Here is a 20,477-nt window from a genome sequence, read left to right as displayed (position 1 = left end):
TCGATGCTGGTGCCGAAAGGCGCGGAGACAAAAAATATCGTTAAGTAGTACTATAAAATATCCTTGAGCGAGAAAACTGTCATGAAAGAGATGCAGGGGGAGGCAAAGAAGCGGTCGCTGTCGCGTCATGCTCGCAGGAGCGCGGCGTCGCTCGCGACGATTCCCGCGTTGTTGATGTCCCTTGATTACGCGTCGGCCGCGTACGCGGCGGATGCGGACGCAGCGGCGGCCGAACAGCAACAGGTGCAACCGACGTCAATTTTCAGCGGACTAGCGGGCCTGCAAGAAAACCTGACGCTCGGCGGATTCGTGCGGACTTGGGCGTCGGTCAATCTTCAAAACCATCCTGAGACGTCGGGCGATGACGCAGGCAAACTGCAAATGCTGCGCGGCTCGCTCGAGTTGAATGCGGGCCTGAAGACGGGCCCGCTTCGTTGGACGGCGATCGGCCGCTTCGATCGCGAAGTTCTCACGTCGTACGAGAAGGATCTGCAGGACATGGCGCGCCGGTTCACGCCGGGCGGCCCAGGCAGCAGCCTGCTGTCGCAATACAACCAGAACGAGCTGCGCGAATTCTATGTGGACTCCGACATCGGCGATCGCGTTCATGTGCGTCTCGGCAAGCAGCAGATCGTCTGGGGCGAAACGGACTTTTTCCACCCGACCGACCTGATTCAGGGCTACGACTATCGCTGGCGCACGTTCGTCGAGCCGGAAAGCGACGAGGTGCGCAAGCCGCTGATCATTGCGAACGCGAAAGTCAGCGTGCCCGAAGTCGACGGCGACCTCCAACTCGTGCTGCGCCCGGGCCTCGATCGCAAGCGCGATATCGGCAACAGCTACGACCTCTATGGCGGGCGCTGGGCGGCGCAGCCGTTCAAGGGCATCGACTTCCTCGCGGGTGCCACCAGGTACGACTACGATCATCCGTACGGCAAGGCGAACAGCCCGACGGGTGGCGCGCGCTGGACGGGGCTCGCGGGGCCCGTCAACTACGCGTTCTCGTACCTGCGCACGTTCGCGCCGGATCCAGTCCTGAACCCGACGGCCAATCCGATCGGCAAGACGCCGTCCGGCGCGCTCGGCGACTTCTTCTTCCCAACGATCAACGTCTTCGATGCGAGCGTGAGTGGCGAGATTCCGGTCACCGGCACGGTCGCGAACCTCGAGGTCGCATACCAGCCGAGCCGCTACTTCAACACGGGCACAGGCTTGCCGAACGGTACGCAAGGCACCGGCCCCGTCGTCAGAAAGGACGTGATCACGACGACCATTCGTCTCGATCAGAAGCTGCGCCTCGAATCGCTGCTCGGTACGAATGCGCCGTCGCTGTTCTCACTGCAGATGTTCGACACGTGGATCCAGCACTTCAAGTCCAGTGACGACATCGTCGCGCAGGTCGGCTGGAGTGCGCCTGCAAAGCGTCACGACACGCTCGTGACTGCGTTCCTCACGCTCAACTACATGAGCAGCCGTCTGAATCCGCAACTCGCGGGCGGCGTCGACGTCAGCACGGGCGACGCGTTCGTGATTCCGAGCATCGAGTATCAGCTCGGCAACCACTGGCGCTTCCTAGCCGAAGCCGATCTGTTCTTCCCGAAGCATTCGCGCGGCAACCCCGCGCAGCTCGGCCAGAGCACCTACGTTCTCGCCGATTTTGCAAACAACAGCCAGTTAATGTTGCGCGCGACGTACCAGTTCTAAACAGCAACCTTCCCCAAAAACATTGGAGACGAATCATGCAGCATTTCTTCAAAGGGCACGTGAAATCTTGTTTTGCGGCGCTGGTGGCTACGGCGTTCATGGGGGCGAGCGTGTCTGCGCTCGCGACCGAGCTGCCAGCCGGTACGGTCATCAGCAAAGCGAACCTCGATCAGATCAAGAACGACACATTCATGGGACATACGATTTCGAGCCTGCTCACGGATCGTATGGTGACGGAGATCCGCAACTTCAATCGCAAGATTCCGCTCGCGGCGCGGACGGAGCTGCCGAACGATCCGAAGTGGGTCGAAGCGACACAGAAGTATTCCGGCGACGTGAAGTACGACGCGAAGACGCGTGAGATCACCGGTTACAAGGCCGGTCTGCCATTTCCGACGATCAACGAAAGCGATCCGGATGCCGGCGAAAAGATCATGTGGAGTTACTACTATGGCTCGCCGAGCTATCCGCACGACTTGTTCTCCGATGTCGCGTTCATGACGTTCAATTCGAGCGGCTATGAATCGTCGCAGGCCTGGGTGTTCGACCGGATGCGCAACCGCGGCCGGCTGGGCCAGTCGACGACGACGGCGGACAGCGGCGACTGGATCTCGAAGACGATCTTCGTCGGCGTGTCGCCGCAGGACATCAAGGGTACGGGCACGTTCACGACGCGCTACGACGTGCCCGGCAAGCTCGAAGACCAGTTCGTCTATATCAAGTCCGCACGGCGCGTGCGGCGCTTATCGGGCAACGCGTGGATGGACCCGGTCGCCGGCTTCGACTTCCTCGACGACGACTTCTACGTGTACAACGCGCGGCCATCGCAGTACCTGCACAACAAGCTGATCGGCAAGCGCTGGATTCTTGCGGGCGCCGACATCAAGCTCGATCACGACGCGTCGAAGGCCGGCTCGCCGGGCGAATGGCCGATCATCGATTCGAAGGAGGCGCCGTACTGGAATGCGGTCACGCCGATGATGCCGCGCGAAGTGTGGGTGGTCGAATGCACGCCGCCTGGCGAGCACCCGTACGCCAGGAAAGTTGTGTATGTCGACACGCAGCTGTACGCGATCTATCGCGGCGAAATCTACGACAAGAAGGGCGAACCGTGGCGCAGCATCGATTACTACTTCGGTCCGCTCACCGGGAAGAAGTCAGGCATCAAATACGTAACACCGCTCGTCGGCACGTTTGTCGACTTCAAGGCGCGCCATGCGACCTTCTTCGCGCTGCCTGACCCGGTCGCGGACCGTGATCGTACCGGGAGCGACTACACGCCTAACGCGTTGGAATCGTACCAGTAACGCCGGGATGCCGAATAACTGTTGATGTCCGCGGGTGAATCATGTCAATTCAACGTCTGTCCAGTTTCGCGAGCTCGGCTGCGCCGTTCCTCATCATCGGGGGATTGCTTTACGCTGGGTTCTTCGTCAAACCCGAACCCAAAGGCGACGCCGTCGCAAGGCCTGCGTTCGAGCGCGGCGACCGGCTGTACGGAACCACGGTTCAACCCGACGGGAAGATCCTGCTCGTGGGCAACAACGGGAAGATCCTGAGCAGCACGGATGCCGCCCGTTCCTGGCAGTACGCGACCGTTCCGACGCACGTATCGCTCCAGGACGTGGCGGCATGGGACGACAAACGCGCGGTCGCAGTCGGTAACGACGACGTCGTCGTCGTCACGGAAGACGGCGGGACATCGTGGAAGCGCGTCGACGCGCCGAAATCGAAGATCGCCAACAAGCTGATGCACGTCAGAACGGCGCCCGACGGGCATGCGGTGGCCGTCGGCGAAGGCGGCGTCATTCTGACGTCATCCGATTACGGTCAGCACTGGGCATCGGTGCGGCCGGAAGAGGACATCGCATGGAACGACGTGTATCTGAAGGACGGCCACGGCTGGATTGTCGGCGAGCGTGGCCGCATCCTGATTTCGAGCGACAACGGTCAGTCGTGGCGCGAAGTCGCAGGGCCGGTCAAGAGCAGCCTGATGGCGGTGTCGTTCAGGAACGGGAACGATGGCGTCGCCGTCGGCCTGAACGGCGTGATCCTGGCGTCACATGACGGCGGCGCGACCTGGTCCGAGGAGCCGTTCCGATCACCGGACGAAACTGGCGCCGCGAGCGCCGGAGACGCGAAGGACGGTTCGATCACGCTGTACGAGCGCGGCAAGACGGAGCACCTGCTGTGCGTGACGTGGGACGGCAAACGCTGGATCGCCGCCGGCACGAAGGGTGTCGTCGCGATCGGCGATGCCGGCGCCGAGCACTGGACCGGCGCGCGGCTGTCGCCGGACGACCGTCACTGGTACACGTCGATCGTGCCCGGCCACGATGCGTATTTCCTGTCGGGCAGCCGCGTCGTCGCCGTGCCGGCGAAGCGCCTCGTCCAGGCGGCGGCCATTGAAAAAGCAGGAGAGCATTCATGAAGAACGCGACTTTTTCGAAACTCGAGAGATTCGTTGAGTTCTGTATCCGAAACCGCGTCGCGGTGACGCTCGTCTACGTCGTGTTGACGTTGGTGATGGTGTTCTTCGCGTCGCGCATCGAGATCAAGACGGTGTTCGACGACTTGCTGCCGCGCTCGCATCCGTACGTGCAGGTGCACGAGCGGTTCAAGGAGCAGTTCGGCGGTTCGAACGTCGTCAGCATCATGGTCCAGGCCGACAAGGGCGACATCTTCCAGAAGACCGTGCTCGACAAGGTCAAGAAGATCACGACCGACCTCGCGCTGGTCCACGGCGTGAACACGACGCAGATCATCTCGATCGCGTCGCCGAAGCTCAAGGAGATTCGCGCGTCGACTGACGCGATCGAATCGAAGCCGGTGATGTTCCCGGACGTGCCGCAGACGCCGGCGCAGATGAGCGAGCTGAAGACGTCGATCCTGAACAACCCGCTCGTCCACGGCACGTACGTGTCGCAGGACCTGAAGGCGGCGCTGATCACGGTCGACTTCTATGAAAGCGAACTCGACTACCAGAAGATCTACGACCAGATCTACAAGCTCGCGCAGTCGGCGCAGGGCGGCGGCGTGACGGTCAGCGTGGTGGGCGAGCCGATCCTGTTCGGCTGGGTCACGCACTACGTACCGGAAACGCTGAAGATCTTCACGATGACGATCGTGTTCCTCGCGACGCTGCTGTTCATCATCATGCGCACGTGGCGTGGCACGCTGCTGCCGCTGCTCGCGGGCACGACGAGCGCGATCTGGTCGCTCGGCGCGGCGAAGCTGTTCGGCTTCAACTTCGATCCGCTGGTGATCGTGATCGCGTTCCTGATCACCGCGCGCTCGATCTCGCACTCGGTGCAGCTGGTGTCGCGCTTCGGCGACGAGATTGAGTCCGGCGTCGATTCGAGCCGCGCGGCCGCGCATTCGGCGATGCTGCAGCTGTTCAAGCCGGGCATGCTCGGCGTGATCGCCGACGCGGGCTGCATGATCGTCGTCGTGCTCACGCCGATTCCGCTGATGCAGAAGGTGGCGATCGTCGGCACGATCTGGGTGCTCACGATCGCGCTTACCGCGTGCGTGATGACGCCGATCCTGCTGTCGTGGGTCAGGCAGCCGCGCGGCCACGTGCATCCGCTCGACGTGCTGCCGCTGTTCGGCCGCGTGCTCGACCTGTCCGTGACGGTCGCGACCTCGCGCTTCCGCTATGTGATCCTGAGCCTGACGGCGATCGTGTTCGTCGTGTCCGGCGCTTACGCGCTCAACCTGCACATCGGCGACGCCGACGCCGGTTCGCCGATCCTTTGGCAGAACTCGCGCTACAACGTCGATTCGGCCGCGATCAACCATCAGTTCCAGGGTACCGACCGGATGTACGCGGTGTTCGAGGGCAACGGGCCCGATGCGGTGAAGGAGCCGAAGATCCTGAGCAGCATGGAGGCAATGCAGCGCTACATGGGCGCGCAGCCGGAGATCGGCGGCAGCCTGTCGATCGCCGACGTGCTTCCGGCGGTGAACCAGATCCTGCATGAGGACAACCCGCGCTATCACGAGTTCGGCAAGACCCGCAACGAGAACGGCGAGCTGATCTACATGTGGGGCCCGGACGCGGGCGAGGCGGGCCGCTACATGGATCCGCAGGCGCGCAACAGTTCGGTCACGTTCTACTTCAAGGATCACCGCGGCGACACGATCCGCACCGCGATGGCGCGGCTGAAGGAGTTCATCGCGAACAATCCGGTCGAGCACGGCAAGTATCTGCTCGCGGGCGGCCTGATCGGCGTGACCGCGGCGGTGAACGAAGTGATCCTGTCCGGGCAGGTCGAAAGCGTCGCGCTCGCGCTGCTCTGGCTGGCGATCTGCTGCGCGATCGCGTATCGCACCGCGCGCGCCGGCATCTTCTTCATGATTCCGGTGATGCTGTCGAACACGATCACGTTCAGCTTCATGGCGTGGAAGGGCATCGGCATGACGCTGAGCACGCTGCCGGTCGCGGCGCTCGGGATCGGCCTCGGCGTCGATTACACGTTCTACGTGGTCGACGGGATTCGCGAGGAGCTGCACAAGCACAACGACGTGAAGAAGGCGATCGAGCAGTCGATCCGCACCGCCGGCAAGGGCGTGCTGATCACCGCGCTGACGCTGACGGTCGCGGTCGGCCTCTGGTCGCTGTCGACGCTGCGGTTCCAGGCGGAAATGAGCCTGCTGATGGGGATCTGGCTGTTTGTCTCGGCGTTCAGCGCGCTGTTCATCATGCCCGCGCTCGTCTACGTGTTCCAGCCGGAGTTCGTGGTCGGCAACCCTTCGATGCAAGCGGAGGACCGCGAAGCCGCGCCGCAGGTCGATGTGCTTGGCGGAAGCGAGCTGAAGCGCGTGTAGTCGCAGGAATGAAGGAGTAGGGGAGGCATGAATCGGGAAACGATCGACGTCCGGGATTTTTTGGACGCGCATAAAGGTTGTCGTCTGCAGTGGACGGTGGTGGCGCTCATTTTTATGTATTGTCTGGTCGACGGCTTCGATGCGACCGTGATCGGATTTCTCGCGGTATTGTCAAGTTACCGGCAGAAGGACGAGCAAGGGCGGTCGGAGTTGGCAATCGATGGTCTTACAGCGCCATGCTGGCGCACGAGGCCCTTTCCCCGGCCACGATGGCCAGGGCGCGCGCCTCGCGTTTGTGCTGCGCGTTGCGGTTGTAACGGCACGCCATGGACATATTCGAAACGGCGTTGTCACGTTGGGCGGGGTGTTTGCGTAACATGGATGCGGTGACGAAAACGAAATCGCTTTATTACGGCCACCGGTTCCCGGCGACGGTCATCAGTCATGCGGTGCGGTGGTACTTCCGGTTCCAGCTCAGCCTGCGCGACATTGAAGAGTTGCTGTTCGAGCGCGGCGTGACGGTCAGCTACGAGACGATTCGCCGCTGGTGCGGGAAGTTCGGCGCGGGCTTTGCCCGTCGGGTGAAAGTGGCGTGCCGCAAGCCGTGTAGCACGTGGCACCTCGATGAGATGTTCGTCCCCCTGCGTGGCGAACCGTACCTGCTTTGGCGGGCAGTCGACGAGCAAGGCGTCGAACTCGGCATCTTGCTGCGAAAGCGGCGCGACAAGGCCGCTGCCAAACGTTTCTTCAAGCGTGTGCTGCGCTCAAACCCGGCGCCACGCAAGATCGTTACCGATCAATTGCGCAGCTATCCGGCAGCGAAAGCCGATATCCCGGAGTTGGTAAACGTGAAGCATGTGTTCGTCAAGGCTGCGGCCCGTTTCAACAACCGTGCAGAGAACAGCCATCAGCTTACGCGGGAGCGCGAGCGGCGCATGCGAGGCTTTCGCGACCCGAAGCGCACGCAGGCTTTTCTGTCGAGCTTCGGTCCGATCCGACAGCACTTCGCACTGAAACGACATCTGCTGCGCGCTTCTCTTTATCGCAAACACCTCGCGGCCCGGTTCGCCGCATGGCGCGAATTTACCAACGTCACCCAAACTCCGTCGAATGCTTTCTGAGCCACAGTGCCTCATCCATCAACACCGACGAAGTCCCGCAAGTTGACAGTACCCATGAAACTCATCACCCAAGCTTCTCACCGAGCGAACGGGTCATCGTCCTGCCCGAGACGAACTGCACGTCGTGCTGGCGAGGACACAGGTATCGGCTCATTTGTCGATGACAAGGAGAGTCGAAGTCGCGGAGGCGTAGAGCTTCCCGTCGTCATCCTTCAATGTCGCCTCGACGAACGCTGCGCGACGGCCAATGCTCAAAACGCGACCTTCCGCACGAAGCTTACCGGTTTCTTGTGTAATGGCTTTGTGGTATGCCACTTTAAGTTCCAAAGTCGTATAGCCCTGCTTTGCCGAAAGTCGGGAGTGCGCTGCGCAGCCACACGCGGAATCGAGAAGGGTAGCTGCGTATCCTCCGTGTACGGTGCCGATGGGGTTGTAGGCACGCAATGACGGCACGCCCTCGAAAGCGGCGAACCCATCCCCAACCTCGACAAGACTGAACTCGAGGGTTTCGCCAATGGGGGGGCGACCTCCCATTTCTATAAGCTTGTGAAGCTGTTCAAGCCCAGTCAGGCCGGGCGGCAGTTGCTCTACGAGGTTCATTCGACAGACTCCAGATGAAAGCGCTGTTTTAGTACCGCTCGCGAGCGCAACAGGATTTGGTCCGACCGCCTTTGGTCGGGCTCGGCCCGAGCGAGCATTAGTGCACCAACTAGCTCGGCGAGCAGCGAATCGGCATTTGCGTCAGATTCAGCGTCGCCCAGCATTGCAAGCAGGTTGGCAAGCTGTCCTTTTAGCTGCACTGCTCCTTGCGAAAAATTTGCGCGCGCGGCACCAAGGATTCGCGGCACGTCAGTTAGCAAGGCGGCGACGGGACACCCGATTGACATTGCGTCGCGGTGCTTCCTCGACAGGTAGAAGCGGATGTATCGCCAAAGGCCTTAGGCGGGACTATGGCCCGATGTTTTCTCGTTCAAGCGCGCTTTGCTTTCATCGAACATCACACAGATGGCTTCTGCAACCAGTTCATCTTTTGAGCCAAAGTGTGCATAGAATCCGCCGTGCGTCAGCCCCGCCTCCGCCATAATCCCGGAGACACCGATTTGGTCGGGTCCTTGTGAGCGGATCGTGTCGGCAGCTACTTTTAGCAACCTTCTACGCGTCTCCCGCTTGTGTCCTTCGCTGTAGCGCATGTGCTTGGGTTCGTCGTAATGCGATAGCTATCATATTACGACCCGTAATAGGCCGCAACTGTTTGGGTAAGGCGCGTCGTGGGCGTGGGGCCACTGCGTCGGCGAGAAATATCGGCCACCGTCTGGGGACGACGCCAACGGGAGGCCGACAATGTCGGCTGCGGGCGTAGTGGTGTCATGTGGGCGATGCCGGCACACAGTAAGGGCGCGGAACCTCTATGAGAGATTTCCGACAACAGTTTGCGCATTTCAAGGTTAACGAAGTGACTTATGGCCGTCCGAAAAAACTAGCTGTGTTTTACATAAATCAAACTGGCAACAATTGATAAGGAATGCAAATCGTATGTAAAGACTTGTAGCAGCGCAGGGACGACGCATCAAACGCTACCCCGAGGATGAGCAGCGTGAGGCGCTTCGCCTCGTGATGCAGCATCCTCAGGCGCGACGCATTTTCAGCCAGCGCAAGCCGATCGTCGAACCGGTGTTCAGCAGCTTGCGTTCCCAGCAGGGGCTTAACCGCTTTCGGCGCCGTGGGCTCCGGGCGGTCAAACGCGAATTCGCCTTGCATGTCCTGGCGCGCAACCTGTCCAGAGCAGTTGCCCTGCTGGCAGCGTTGGTTGCCTTGTTGTATGCCGTTTTGGGCCGTCTGGGCCAGGCCGTACACGATTTTCTCGAACGCGCACGCCAACCCGCCGGCTTGCGCCACCAATCATATCCACGCCCGGGCTTCCTGCGCGAACACAGCCGAAACGTTTTGCGACGGCCTCTGAAGGCCGAGGTCTTCAGGCTGCCCGTGGATAAACTCCGAAGGATGGAGCGAGCAGCACGAAGCCACGAATGAATGGACACAAACTTGCAGCGCGACAGCACTTGCACACGGCCAAGTTGCTGCTAATCAGCGGGCACAATGTTGTAGCGTATTGATTCATAATATATTAGCTATCCAGGGTATTGGGGCAGCGTCGATGGTGGAGAATGTGCTGGAGGCACATCGGAACACGGAGATGCTGATCGATAATAGTGAATCAGGGGAAAAGATGAATCCGAATAGTCATGATCGGGGCCGGTCGGCGGGGGCGTTCACGCCTATGGTCGTGAATGCGGAGGCATTGGACGAGTTGTATGCGACTGTGCCAGCGATGATGCACTCGATTGATGCAAGCGGACAGCTCGTCCGTGTGAGCGACAAGTGGCTGGCAACACTTGGCTTCGAGAGGAGCGAAGTGATCGGGCAAATCTCTTCCGATTTCTTGACGGACGAGTCGCGCGCGTACGCTCGCAATGTCGTATTGCCTGAATTTTTTAAGAGCGGTCGTTGTGACGATGTGGAGTATCAGATGGTCTGCAAGGATGGGCGCGTTATCGACGTCCTTCTGTCCGCGACACTGCAGTGTGATGAAGTCGGTCGGTCGCTGCGATCAATTTCAGTCATTCGGGATATTACCGACAAGAAGGGGGTCGATCGTGCATTAGTGGAGAGTGAGCGTCGATATCGGGCCCTGTTCCACCATGTTCACGCCGGATTTGCTCTGCTTCATCTAGACATCGCCGGAGCTGGTGAAGGGCAGTTTAAGTTTGTTGCCGTCAATCCCACTTTCGCTAGTCTTTGCGGACTGGATCACCAGGATGTTGTTCAGACCCCCGTGCCCAAAGTGCTGGCTAGCCTCCTGCAGGCGTCATCGGACTGCGAAATAATCCTGAGGGAAGTCGCCCTGACAGGCGTAGCACATGAACTGCCAGATCAAAAGGGACCAACAGGCCGTTGGTTTGATGTAATCAGCTACAGCCCGGAAATTAACCAATGTGCCATATTGGTGCAGGAGACGTCTCAGAAGAAGCGGATGCAGAAAGAGTTAAGCCAGCAACATGAGCAGATCCGTGTCACTTTGCAGTCGATTGGTGATGCTGTCATCTCGACCGATAGAGCTGGACGTGTTCAATATCTCAACCCTGTTGCGGAGAAGTTGACTGGCTGGTCTCTATACGAAGCGAAAGGAAAATTTATCGAAAAAGTGTTTCAGATATTCGATGAGCGTACTGGGGTGAAATGTCCGAATCCTGTCGATAGGTGCCTCGCAGAAAACTGCACAATCTTCTTGCGAGATGGAGTTAAAATGGACTCTCGTAGTGGAGGTAGTTACTCAATTTCTGACTCTGCGGCGCCAATCACAAATGAGGAGGGGAGGGTTACTGGGGTTGTGGTGGTATTTCGTGATGTGACGGAGCAAAGAAGAATCGCCAATGAGATGGCGTATCGCGCAACCCATGATTCGTTGACTGGTCTTTTGAATCGTGCGGAATTTGAAGACCGTCTTCGCAGTGAGCTTGAGGAGGTTCGTCTTTCCAACAGGTTGGGAGCTGTTCTCTACGTCGATCTGGATCAGTTCAAGCTCATCAACGACACTTTCGGTCACGCTGGCGGAGACGATCTCCTTAGGCGACTTTCATACAATCTCGAGGAGAATATCAACTGGCCGCATTCCTTGGCCCGTCTTGGTGGAGACGAGTTTGGTATTATCCTAATGGACTGCCCTATCACTAAGGCGGCGGAAATTGCCGGCCATATTTGTCGCCAAATCGACGATCTCCGGTATGAATACAGAGGTCACACCATATGCGTTGGCGCAAGTATTGGTCTGGTTCCCCTAGGCAGCGGGTTGGGGGGCGTAAGAGAAGTAATGCAATTGGTTGATAGCGCTTGTTATGCGGCAAAGGACGCCGGGCGGAATCGGGTGTGCATTTGGTCTGAGGCGGATCGGACCATGTCGGCCAGAAAGGACGAAATGGATTGGGTAAATCGTTTGCGGCAAGCGCTCGACGAAAACCGGTTCGAATTGTTCGCGCAAAAGATTTGTGCTCTGAGTTCTAGTGATCGTGGATTACGGTTTGAAGTTTTGCTGAGGTTGCGTGACGACAAGGGGCAACTTATCTCTCCCAAGGCGTTTCTTCCTGCGGCTGAAAAATTTGGTATCGCAAGCCGCATTGATCGATGGGTGGTTCGGCATGTATTCGAATGGATGGTGGTCCAAGGTGAAAGTTTGGGGGACGTAGAATCTATCTCTGTCAACCTTTCTGGGCAGACGATTGGGGACGCTTTGTTTCTCGAGTACATCGCGGAAATGCTTGATGATCTTCCGGTGGATCCTCGAAAGTTGTGTTTCGAAGTAACGGAGACTGCTGCGATAACTAATTTTGAGGCGGCGATCTCCTTAATTTCGACGCTAAAGGGATTTGGGGTGCGATTTGCCCTTGATGATTTCGGTAGCGGGACGTCTTCATTCGGATACTTGAAAATATTGCCAGTTGACTATTTGAAAATTGATGGCCAATTTGTACGCGATCTTGCTGGGAATGAAGTTGATCAAACTATTGTTCGATGTATTCAAGAGATTGCGGCAATACTCGGTAAGCAAACAATCGCCGAGTTCGTCGAAAGCGAAGAAGTTGCGGTGCTTCTAACGAAGATGGGTATCGGTAGCGGACAGGGTTTTTATTTTCACCATCCTGAATCACTCGACACCATCTTGACGCGAAGGCCTTCAATCATGCGCGACTAGAGCTGCGATAGTCGCTCTGTCTCTTGTAGGTTCGGTCCGTCTCACGCTTGAGGTCGGTTTCGGGCGCGTTGTCGACTTTCGCATATGAGATCCATGGATTTCGTGTCTGATTTTTGCGAGTAGTCCAGTATCGATCGCTTGTTTCTTATGATGGGGAAACCTACCACGATACGTGAACTGCTTCGAACCTCATTGTGCGAGCTTTCACACACTCTCGGTCCGCTTGCGCCGCTTTCTTAGGGGCTCTCGTTGGGGGCATGGCCAAGGCAAAAGTCGTCGACTGCGTCGGCGCTCTGGTCGATGACTGCCCTGGTTGGACCGATTGCCGGGCATCGCTGGGAGAATGGATCACGTACGACTATAACTGGTCGTGGATTTTCTACATCAATGTTCCGGTCGGCATTTTCGCGGCAACCATCACTTGGATGATCTTTCGACATCGCGAATCGCTTACGCGCCGGCTACCTATCGACGGTGTCGGACTCGTGCTTCTTGTGACTTGGGTCGCTTCACTGCAGATCATGCTCGACAAAGGCAAAGATCACGATTTGTTCAGTTCGCTGATTATTGTCGTCATAGGGATAGTGGCGTTGGTTGGCTTTGCTTTCTTCGTGATTTGGGAACTGACCGAAGACAATCCAATCGTCGACATTCGTCTCTTCACGCAACGCAATTTCGCGGGCGGCACGGTTGCGATCTCCGTGGCTTATGGGATGTTCTTCGGTACGCTAGTCCTGTTGCCGCAGTGGATGCAGGGTTATGCGGGCATCGTACCGTTGACTCGGGGCTGACAACGGCACCGCTGGGCTTCTTCGCAGTTGTCTTGATGCCGGTGATGGGAAGAATCCTGCGACGCACAGCCCCTCGCTACATTGCAACGCAGGCTTTCATCGGTTTCGCCGGAGTGTCTATGGTGCGCACGCGATTCTATACGGATGTGTCGAACTGGACGCTCGTGGTGCCCACGCTGTTGCAAGGTATTCCTATGGCGATGTTCTTCGTGCCACACACGTCGATCGGCCTGTCTGGTTTGCCGCCGGAAAAAACGCCGGCTGCTGCCGGGCTGTGGAATTTTTTGGGCGAACGTTTTGTGGCGCGGTCGGAAGGTCGCTGATTGGTAACGCGTGGAACAATCGGACAATCCTCGATCACGTACGGCTGACCGCGCAGGCGAGCACCGGCAACCCGGCCTTCACGCAGCAGCTCGATTCGACGATATCGACGCTGCACCTGAACGCGAACGCTGCAAATGCACTGTTTAATGCGTCGTTGACAACCAAGCGGCAGTCATGGGACTCAACGACATCTTCTATATCTCGGCAATTCTGTTTATCCATGGCGTGGCCTGAAGACCTCGGCCTTGAAGGCCGAGGTCTTCAGGCCACGCCATGGATAAAGAAGCTTCAACGGCTGCTCGGCAAAAGACGATGGAGATAGTAATCCTGCTTGAATCCGTGAAGTACGGTCGAGCAAAAAATGTATGGTCCGCCCCGATTTTGCAAGCGAGCAGTGGCAAACGAAGCAGTTTGCGTAAGAGACCATTCTCTAAAGACCCCGAGGGGCTGTTAACCTTTTCGGCAAGCTGTTAACCTTGGCCATCTGAACAACCGGAACCAAGGGGATGGGCACGCCGATCATCGATGACGAACTTTGGGCATTGATCGAACCTTTGCTGCCGCCGCCAAAGCCGCGACGCAAGAAATATCCAGGCCGCCGCCCGGTTTCAAGCCGGGCAGCACTGAACGGCATCCTGTTCGTGTTCAAGACAGGGATACGCTGGTGCGATCTGTCGACAAAGTTGGGGTTTGGTTCGGGGCCGACCTGCAGGCGGCGCTTGCGCGACTGGCAGAAGGCCGGCGTGTGGGACCGACTGCACGAGCTGCTGCTCGCGAAGTTACGCGAGGCCGACCAGCTCGATTTCTCACGAGCAGCCGTCGATTCATCGTCGGTGCGAGCCGTTGGGGCCGGCGAAAAACTGGTCCGAACCCCACGGATCGCTCGCGTCCCGGTTCCAAACACCACATCCTCGTCGATGCCAACGGCGTCCCCATCAGTGCAATCCTGACCGGCGCGAACCGCAACGACCTCACCCAGTTGCTGCCGCTCGTTGATGCGATTGCGCCGATTCGCGGCGTGCGTGGCCGACCGCTTCAGAAGCCCAGAGTCATCTACGCCGATCGCGGCTACGACTCCGAACCACATCGCCAGAAACTTCGCAAACGCGGCATCAAACCGGTGATCGCCAGGCGCCGCACAGAGCACGGCAGTGGTCTGGGCAAATTCCGCTGGGTGGTCGAACGTACTCATGCGTCGCTTCACACTTCCGTCGTCTTCGCATTCGCTTCGAACGTCGGGCCGACATTCACGAAGCATTTCTCAAACTCGGTTGCTCCCTCGTCTGCTGGAACATCCTCAGGCGTACGGAGCAGTCTTTTTGAAACGGTTTCTAAACTAAGCGTATCCGGCCTCTCGCGAGTCAGCCGCTTTTGGCGGCAAGGCCATGATGGGATATGCGCGCCCAGTTCCCAATAACTGGATTGCGCGCTCGCCATTGTTGTCGGGCGACCAGTGAAACAGGTCTGCGACGTTCTCGGTGTGGCGCGCTCGAACGTAGCAGCAAGGCTCGCACGTCCAACCGTTTGGCGAAATGGGCTACGGTCCGGAAAACGCACGATGCCGGTCTGGTCGAAGAAATTCGGCTGGTCATCGACGACTTGCCAAGCTACGGCTATCGGCACGTCTGGAGCGTATTGCGAGAGACGCGAGAAAGTCGGTGCGCTGCTCCGATTAACGCGAAACGGGTGATGCGCGTTCACGGTCTGCTGGTTGAGCGAAGAGCGGTCCCGCGACGCCCTCAGCGACAACGTGACGGTAAGGTCGCGGTGACAAGGGCAACCAGCGTTGGTGTGCGGATGGCTTCGCGTACTGACGGATGAGATACCGGGATTCGGCGCGAGATCCACTGACGTTGATGCACGCGTTGAGCGCGCGTCGTAGTCGAGGTACTCGATTTTCCTTGAAGGATGCCGCTGACGGTTTTTGTTCCAGATGCAGCTCGTCGCTTTACAACACCGCACGAGGGGACGAGTCGAGTAGGTCGAGCATCCAGACCACAGTCTCCACATGGTGACGTTGAAGGCAGCAGCCCGCCGGTATCGCATGTATCAAGAGTAACCCGCGATGCGTGCGAGGACTTCAAGTGCGCGGGATTGTTTCATTTCAACGCCGTGCTTGCGAATGGCGTCTTGCAGAGGGAGCGCCGAGGGAGGAGACGGTCTACGGGCGGCGATGCTCCTCCCTTGGCTTTAACGGAGGCAGCCGCCCGCTCAATTTTGAACGCGTGAGTGAAAGCGGAAGCCGAGTTTGCTCACACGGGAAACTTTCTGTAACTGCGTCAGTTGGCGCCGCGAGATGCAACGACCAACCCCTCACTTATTCTGCGGGCAGTCAGGGACGCTGCTTATGCTCCGCTGTTCGAGGAAGTGGTGCGGAGCAACGCTGACCGGTCGCTGTCCGAGATCGTTGACGCCTTGCTGATCCGCTTTGGTCTGGAAATTCTGGACTTGGTGCCCGGGCGGGTGTCGACGGAAGTCAATGCGCGCCTGAGTTTCGACACGGAGGTGACTATCGAAAGGGCTCACCGGATTATCACCTTATACGTGGTGGCGGGAATAGACCGGCAGCGCGTACTGATCAAGATCGACTCGACGTGGGAAGGTACTCGGGCCGCGCAAGTACTCGAGCGAGAAGGGATCACTGCAACTTGACCTTACTGCTCGCGTTTTGCCTAGCAGTGGCGCGCGCCGACTCCGGCGTGACCTTCATCTCGCCGTTTGTGGGCCGCATTTACGACTGGTTTAAGACGGCCGCTGGAGTGGATTGGGATGAGGCGGCAAATGCCGGAAGCAATGATCAGGGCGTTCGGTCGGTCGCCAGGATATATCGCTACTATAAACAATCGAACTGCAATGGAATGAGCCCCGATGGCTCGATGCACCTGCTTTGCCGGCTGCCTTTGGGCAGCGCCGGTTTGTTGTGGTCGAGTGTCCGGCGAGGCGAGGGCGGCTGTTCTGGCGCAGCGATCCCCATATCTGATCCGCTGCGCTTCTTTTGTTACCCCAGTTCGCTCACCAACTCCGGCACCACGGTGAACAGATCGCCCACCAGACCGTAATCGGCGACGCTGAAAATCGGCGCTTCCGGGTCCTTGTTGATCGCCACGATGACCTTCGAGTCCTTCATACCGGCCAGGTGCTGGATCGCACCCGAGATGCCGACTGCCACATACAGTTGCGGCGCGACGATCTTGCCGGTCTGCCCCACCTGATAGTCGTTCGGCACAAAGCCCGCATCGACTGCCGCACGCGATGCGCCCAGTGCTGCGTTCAGCTTGTCAGCCAGCGGTTCCAGAATCTTGGTGTAGTTTTCGCCGTTGCCCAGACCGCGGCCACCCGAAACGATGATCTTCGCCGAGGTCAGTTCCGGACGGTCCAGCTTCGTCACTTCACGGCTCACGAACTGCGACAGACCGGTGTCGGCTGCCGCTTCGATCTTCTCGACCGTTGCGCTGCCGCCTTCTGTTGCGACCGGGTCGAAACCGGTCGTGCGCACCGTGATGACCTTGATCGGGTCAGCCGATTGCACGGTAGCGATTGCGTTGCCTGCGTAGATCGGGCGCTCGAACGTGTCGGCGGAATCCACGGCAGTGATGTCGCTGATCTGCGCGACGTCCAGCTTCGCGGCGATACGCGGCGCGATGTTCTTGCCGTAGGCAGTCGCCGGCGCGAGGATGTGCGAATAGTCCTTCGCGATGTTGAGCACCGTTGCTTCAACGTTTTCTGCCAGGCCCGCTGCGAGTTGCGGCGCGTCGGCCAGCAACACCTTCGACACGCCCGCGATCTTCGCTGCAGCATCCGCTGCGGCTTGCGCGTTGTGACCCGCCACCAGCACGTGAATATCACCGCCAATCTTCTGCGCCGCTGCAATCGTATTCAGCGTCGCGGCCTTGATCGACGCGTTGTCGTGTTCCGCAATTACCAGATTCGTCATTTCGTCCGTCTCCTTACAGCACCTTGGCTTCGGTCTTCAGCTTCTCGACCAGCGTCTTCACATCCGGCACCTTCACACCGGCGGAGCGCTTGGGCGGCTCGACAACCTTCAGCGTCTTCAGGCGCGGCGTGACATCAACGCCGAGGTCTTCCGGCTTGACGACTTCCAGCGGCTTCTTCTTCGCCTTCATGATGTTCGGCAGCGTCACATAGCGCGGCTCGTTCAGACGCAGGTCGGTGGTGATGACTGCGGGTAACTTCAAAGACAGCGTTTCAGCACCGCCGTCCACTTCGCGCGAGACGGTCGCCTTGCCGTCAGCGACGACAACCTTCGAAGCAAACGTCGCTTGCGGCAGATTCGCCAGCGCAGCCAGCATCTGGCCGGTCTGGTTCGAATCGTCGTCAATAGCCTGCTTGCCGAGGATCACCAGTTGCGGCTGTTCCTTGTCGACCAGCGCCTTCAGCAGCTTGGCGACGGCCAGCGGCTGCAGGTCTTCGTTCGACTCGATCAGGATCGCGCGGTCCGCACCGATGGCCAACGCCGTACGCAGCGTTTCCTGCGCTTGCGTCACACCCGCCGACACGGCGATCACTTCGGTCGCTACGCCCGCTTCCCTCAGACGAACGGCTTCTTCAACCGCGATTTCGTCGAACGGATTTATCGACATCTTCACGTTCGCGATGTCGACGCCCGTGCCGTCCGATTTGACTCGAACTTTCACGTTGTAATCGACCACTCTCTTGACTGGCACCAGGATCTTCATGCTGCTCTCCTTTAATTGATGATCGACGTCTGGACGATCCGTGCGACGTCCATAAACCTCGATCAGTTGATTGCCCCACGCGCCAGCGCCTGCCGCATGTCGTTCTCGAAGCGGTTCACAATGTCGGCGAGCGGTTAAATCCGGTCAACGAACGCGAGCGACTGTCCTGCGGCGAGCAGACCCTGCGACCAGTCGCCGGAGGCGCCCATCGCGAGCGCCGCGGCGAGTTGCGAGCCCGCAGTGAGGCGCAAGGCGTGGTCAAACGACGCCGTCAGCCTTCAACCGTGAGAGCCGTTCGTCCGACAGAACGAGCAGCGACTGCAGAACATCCTTCGTGCCTTCCCCGAGTTGCGGCGTTGCGCTTCGTACCGGCAAGCGTGCACCGTCGAAGCGGTAGGGCGGAGCGAGGACGTGCTTGCTGCCGGCCTTCGGATGCGGCTGCGTCGTCACGAGCCCGGCGTCTGTTGCGCGCTTCGAGGTGAGCGCCTCGTGAAGACTGAGCACTTCGCCGCATGGGATGGCCGAACTCACGAATGTCGGCACCGCCGATAACGTCGCGCCCCGCACCGACGATCAGGACGGCCTCGACGCCAAGATCTGTGTCGGCGGCCTCGATCGCGGCGAGCAGGCCGCGCCGTACGTGGATGCCGAGAGCGTTGACCGGGGGGTTATCGAGGGTCACGACGAGAATCCTGTCGCGCAGTTCGGACGTAACGATGTCGTCAGACAATTCGGGATTCACTATCTTTGTCTCCGTGTATTGGCTTTTGATTTGGACGAATCTTGGGATAATCCGGCCACATTGACAATTCCACTGGGGATTGACGAACTGTTAACTCAAAGTTGACGTTTGGCGTACGGCAAAACCTTACGGGTTGAATTGCTCCGATATGGGAATTTGCGGCCCGGTGGCGCGCCATGGGTGAGGTGACAGATTCGAGCGCGGCGGCGGACCGCCCGAACGCACTACTTCAGGCCCATGTCTGTGCGAGCGAAAGGATTTCGTCGCGCAGGTAGTCGATCAGGGCGTGCGTCGACGGCGATGGATAGCGATTGGGGAGGGTGACGATATACAGCGTGTTTTGCTGACCAGCGACACGGTATTGAGGCAGGATCGGTAGCAGTCCGCGGTTCATCGGAGCATGCGGCACGTAGGCCGGCAATAGCCCAATTCCCATGCCCTGACACACGGCCTCAGCCAGGAACGGGTAGTCCGACGACTGCAACGCGGGTTGCGTCGTAATGGTGTGGACATCGGCTTCGTTCTCCCGGTGAATGAGCGTCATCATCAGGCGCCGGCCCGGGTAGGGCGATGCGACCAGTGTCTGCCTTTCGAGGTCTTCGGCACACGTGATCGGACCGTGCTTCTCCACATAGCCGGCCGATGCATACAGGTTCCAGTCAATCGAGCATATGTTGCGCGCCACATAGTCCAGCGGGGGTGTGGACGTGATTTTCACCGCCACGTCGACTTCCGCGGCGATCAGGTCCTCGATCCGGTTGTTGAACGTGACATTGAGCGTGATGCCCGGATGTGCGCGCGCGAATTCGAGCAGCTTCGAACCGATGAACATCCTGCCGAAGCCGGTCGGCACGCTGATCCGCACCCGGCCGCGTAGTGTCTGCCCGAGGCTGTCGATCGATGCGCGCGCCGTGCCCAGATCCTCAAACATCCGCTGGCCGCAGTCGTACAGAGTGTGTCCGGCTTGCGTGAGTTCGATACTTCGCGTCGAGCGACGCAGGAGTTGTGCGCCGGTTTCGCGTTCCAGCAGCTTCAGCCGCTGGCTGACGTTGGCGCGCGTCATGCCGAGCTGGCGCGCGGCGGCGCTGAGACTGCGCGATTCCACAATCTTGACGAACAGGCCGATCAGATTCAGGTCCATGGGGCGGTTGTCAATTCAGCCTGAACAGGCGTCGCTATATTAGGTCTATTGTCGTCGCTTGGATAGCAGTCGTCCTGAAAGGCCCAGTCGCGCCAAGTGTAATAGTCTGTATTTGATGCTGGCCGAACCTGCATTCAACGCAAGTTCCGGCCAGCTTTACCCGCAATCAGCCAAGGGATGCCGGAGCATCGGAATCGTTCATCCGGTTCCTGTTGGAACCCAACGCGATCGTTTTGCTGCGTGCCAAAGGCCTGGAGGGCGCTAGCCCGGGAACGAGCCGGATCGGTGCCGGATGTTCCGCCGTTGGATTTCGGTGCGCCTTGCAGCGCTTTACACGCTGCAACACAATTTGACGGGAAACACGCATCAAACGGAACTAC

The 20,477-nt window shown here is 59.1% G+C and carries 12 protein-coding genes and 6 pseudogenes; 11 read left to right on the top strand and 7 right to left on the bottom strand.

The genetic code is table 11. From position 1 onward, the window contains the following. The first annotated feature begins 81 nt into the window (after positions 1 to 81). The 5 genes from GNZ13_RS00085 (at position 82) to GNZ13_RS00065 (ending at position 7,655) form a co-directional block, all read left to right on the top strand. Positions 82 to 1,704, top strand: a complete 1,623-nt coding sequence (locus tag GNZ13_RS00085) for a DUF1302 family protein (protein WP_236001743.1) — start codon at positions 82 to 84, stop codon at positions 1,702 to 1,704. A 35-nt stretch (positions 1,705 to 1,739) separates the two neighbouring features. Continuing rightward, the gene (locus tag GNZ13_RS00080; RefSeq protein ID WP_172159376.1) at positions 1,740 to 3,011 is read left to right on the top strand and encodes a DUF1329 domain-containing protein; all 1,272 of its coding nucleotides are present in this window, start codon (positions 1,740 to 1,742) and stop codon (positions 3,009 to 3,011) included. Between the two features lie 41 nt (positions 3,012 to 3,052). Beyond that, positions 3,053 to 4,135: a YCF48-related protein gene (locus GNZ13_RS00075; protein WP_172159374.1), complete on the top strand. Its 1,083-nt coding sequence runs from the start codon at positions 3,053 to 3,055 to the stop codon at positions 4,133 to 4,135. Next, positions 4,132 to 6,534, top strand: coding sequence for an efflux RND transporter permease subunit (locus tag GNZ13_RS00070; RefSeq protein WP_172159372.1), 2,403 nt, complete (start codon positions 4,132 to 4,134; stop codon positions 6,532 to 6,534). Before GNZ13_RS00075 ends, GNZ13_RS00070 begins: the two co-directional genes overlap by 4 nt. Before the next feature lie 386 nt (positions 6,535 to 6,920). Next, positions 6,921 to 7,655: an IS6 family transposase gene (locus GNZ13_RS00065; RefSeq protein ID WP_328807151.1), complete on the top strand. Its 735-nt coding sequence runs from the start codon at positions 6,921 to 6,923 to the stop codon at positions 7,653 to 7,655. Positions 7,656 to 7,805: 150 nt separating this feature from the next. Here the strand turns inward: GNZ13_RS00065 and GNZ13_RS00060 are convergent, their stop codons facing one another. Beyond that, positions 7,806 to 8,255, bottom strand: a complete 450-nt coding sequence (locus GNZ13_RS00060; protein WP_172159371.1) for a PaaI family thioesterase — start codon at positions 8,253 to 8,255, stop codon at positions 7,806 to 7,808. A 338-nt stretch (positions 8,256 to 8,593) separates the two neighbouring features. Beyond that, entirely contained in the window at positions 8,594 to 8,845 is a 252-nt protein-coding gene (locus GNZ13_RS51460; RefSeq protein ID WP_216674654.1) for a TetR/AcrR family transcriptional regulator, read from the bottom strand. Between the two features lie 421 nt (positions 8,846 to 9,266). Between GNZ13_RS51460 and GNZ13_RS54110 the strand changes: the two genes are divergently transcribed. The 6 genes and pseudogenes from GNZ13_RS54110 (at position 9,267) to GNZ13_RS00030 (ending at position 16,576) form a co-directional block, all read left to right on the top strand. Further along, on the top strand, positions 9,267 to 9,686 hold the full coding sequence (locus tag GNZ13_RS54110) for a transposase (protein WP_407945592.1): 420 nt from the start codon (positions 9,267 to 9,269) through the stop codon (positions 9,684 to 9,686). A 163-nt stretch (positions 9,687 to 9,849) separates the two neighbouring features. Continuing rightward, the gene (locus GNZ13_RS00045; protein WP_172159370.1) at positions 9,850 to 12,402 is read left to right on the top strand and encodes an EAL domain-containing protein; all 2,553 of its coding nucleotides are present in this window, start codon (positions 9,850 to 9,852) and stop codon (positions 12,400 to 12,402) included. Between the two features lie 216 nt (positions 12,403 to 12,618). Continuing rightward, positions 12,619 to 13,736: pseudogene (locus tag GNZ13_RS00040) on the top strand (DHA2 family efflux MFS transporter permease subunit); the annotation flags it as partial. Between the two features lie 287 nt (positions 13,737 to 14,023). Next, positions 14,024 to 14,840 (top strand): annotated as a pseudogene (locus GNZ13_RS00035) (IS5 family transposase). Between the two features lie 94 nt (positions 14,841 to 14,934). Further along, positions 14,935 to 15,328 (top strand): annotated as a pseudogene (locus GNZ13_RS51935) (IS3 family transposase); the annotation flags it as partial. A 463-nt stretch (positions 15,329 to 15,791) separates the two neighbouring features. Next, positions 15,792 to 16,576 (top strand): annotated as a pseudogene (locus GNZ13_RS00030) (transaldolase family protein). Here the strand turns inward: GNZ13_RS00030 and GNZ13_RS00025 are convergent. The 5 genes and pseudogenes from GNZ13_RS00025 to GNZ13_RS00005 all read right to left on the bottom strand — a co-directional run bounded on the left by GNZ13_RS00025 (position 16,516) and on the right by GNZ13_RS00005 (position 20,097). Then, a complete protein-coding gene (locus tag GNZ13_RS00025) occupies positions 16,516 to 17,451 on the bottom strand; it encodes an electron transfer flavoprotein subunit alpha/FixB family protein (RefSeq protein ID WP_172159369.1) in 936 nt (311 codons plus the stop codon). The pseudogene GNZ13_RS00030 and the gene GNZ13_RS00025 sit on opposite strands and share 61 nt — an antisense overlap. 13 nt (positions 17,452 to 17,464) lie before the next feature. Beyond that, positions 17,465 to 18,214 (bottom strand): electron transfer flavoprotein subunit beta/FixA family protein, encoded by a 750-nt coding sequence (locus GNZ13_RS00020; RefSeq protein ID WP_172159368.1) that lies wholly within the window; start codon positions 18,212 to 18,214, stop codon positions 17,465 to 17,467. A 258-nt stretch (positions 18,215 to 18,472) separates the two neighbouring features. After that, positions 18,473 to 18,739 (bottom strand): annotated as a pseudogene (locus GNZ13_RS00015) (CoA transferase); the annotation flags it as partial. Beyond that, positions 18,729 to 18,956, bottom strand: a pseudogene (locus tag GNZ13_RS51930) (3-hydroxyacyl-CoA dehydrogenase); the annotation flags it as partial. The pseudogenes GNZ13_RS51930 and GNZ13_RS00015, both read right to left, overlap by 11 nt. A gap of 229 nt (positions 18,957 to 19,185) precedes the next feature. Continuing rightward, positions 19,186 to 20,097: a LysR family transcriptional regulator gene (locus GNZ13_RS00005; RefSeq protein ID WP_172159366.1), complete on the bottom strand. Its 912-nt coding sequence runs from the start codon at positions 20,095 to 20,097 to the stop codon at positions 19,186 to 19,188. Between the last annotated feature and the right edge of the window lie 380 nt (positions 20,098 to 20,477).

The organism is Paraburkholderia elongata, assembly GCF_013177735.1.
GTDB classification, from domain to species: Bacteria; Pseudomonadota; Gammaproteobacteria; order Burkholderiales; family Burkholderiaceae; genus Paraburkholderia; species Paraburkholderia elongata.
The sequence above is the reverse complement of the archived record's forward strand: the minus strand, read 5'-3'. Positions and strand labels throughout refer to the sequence as shown.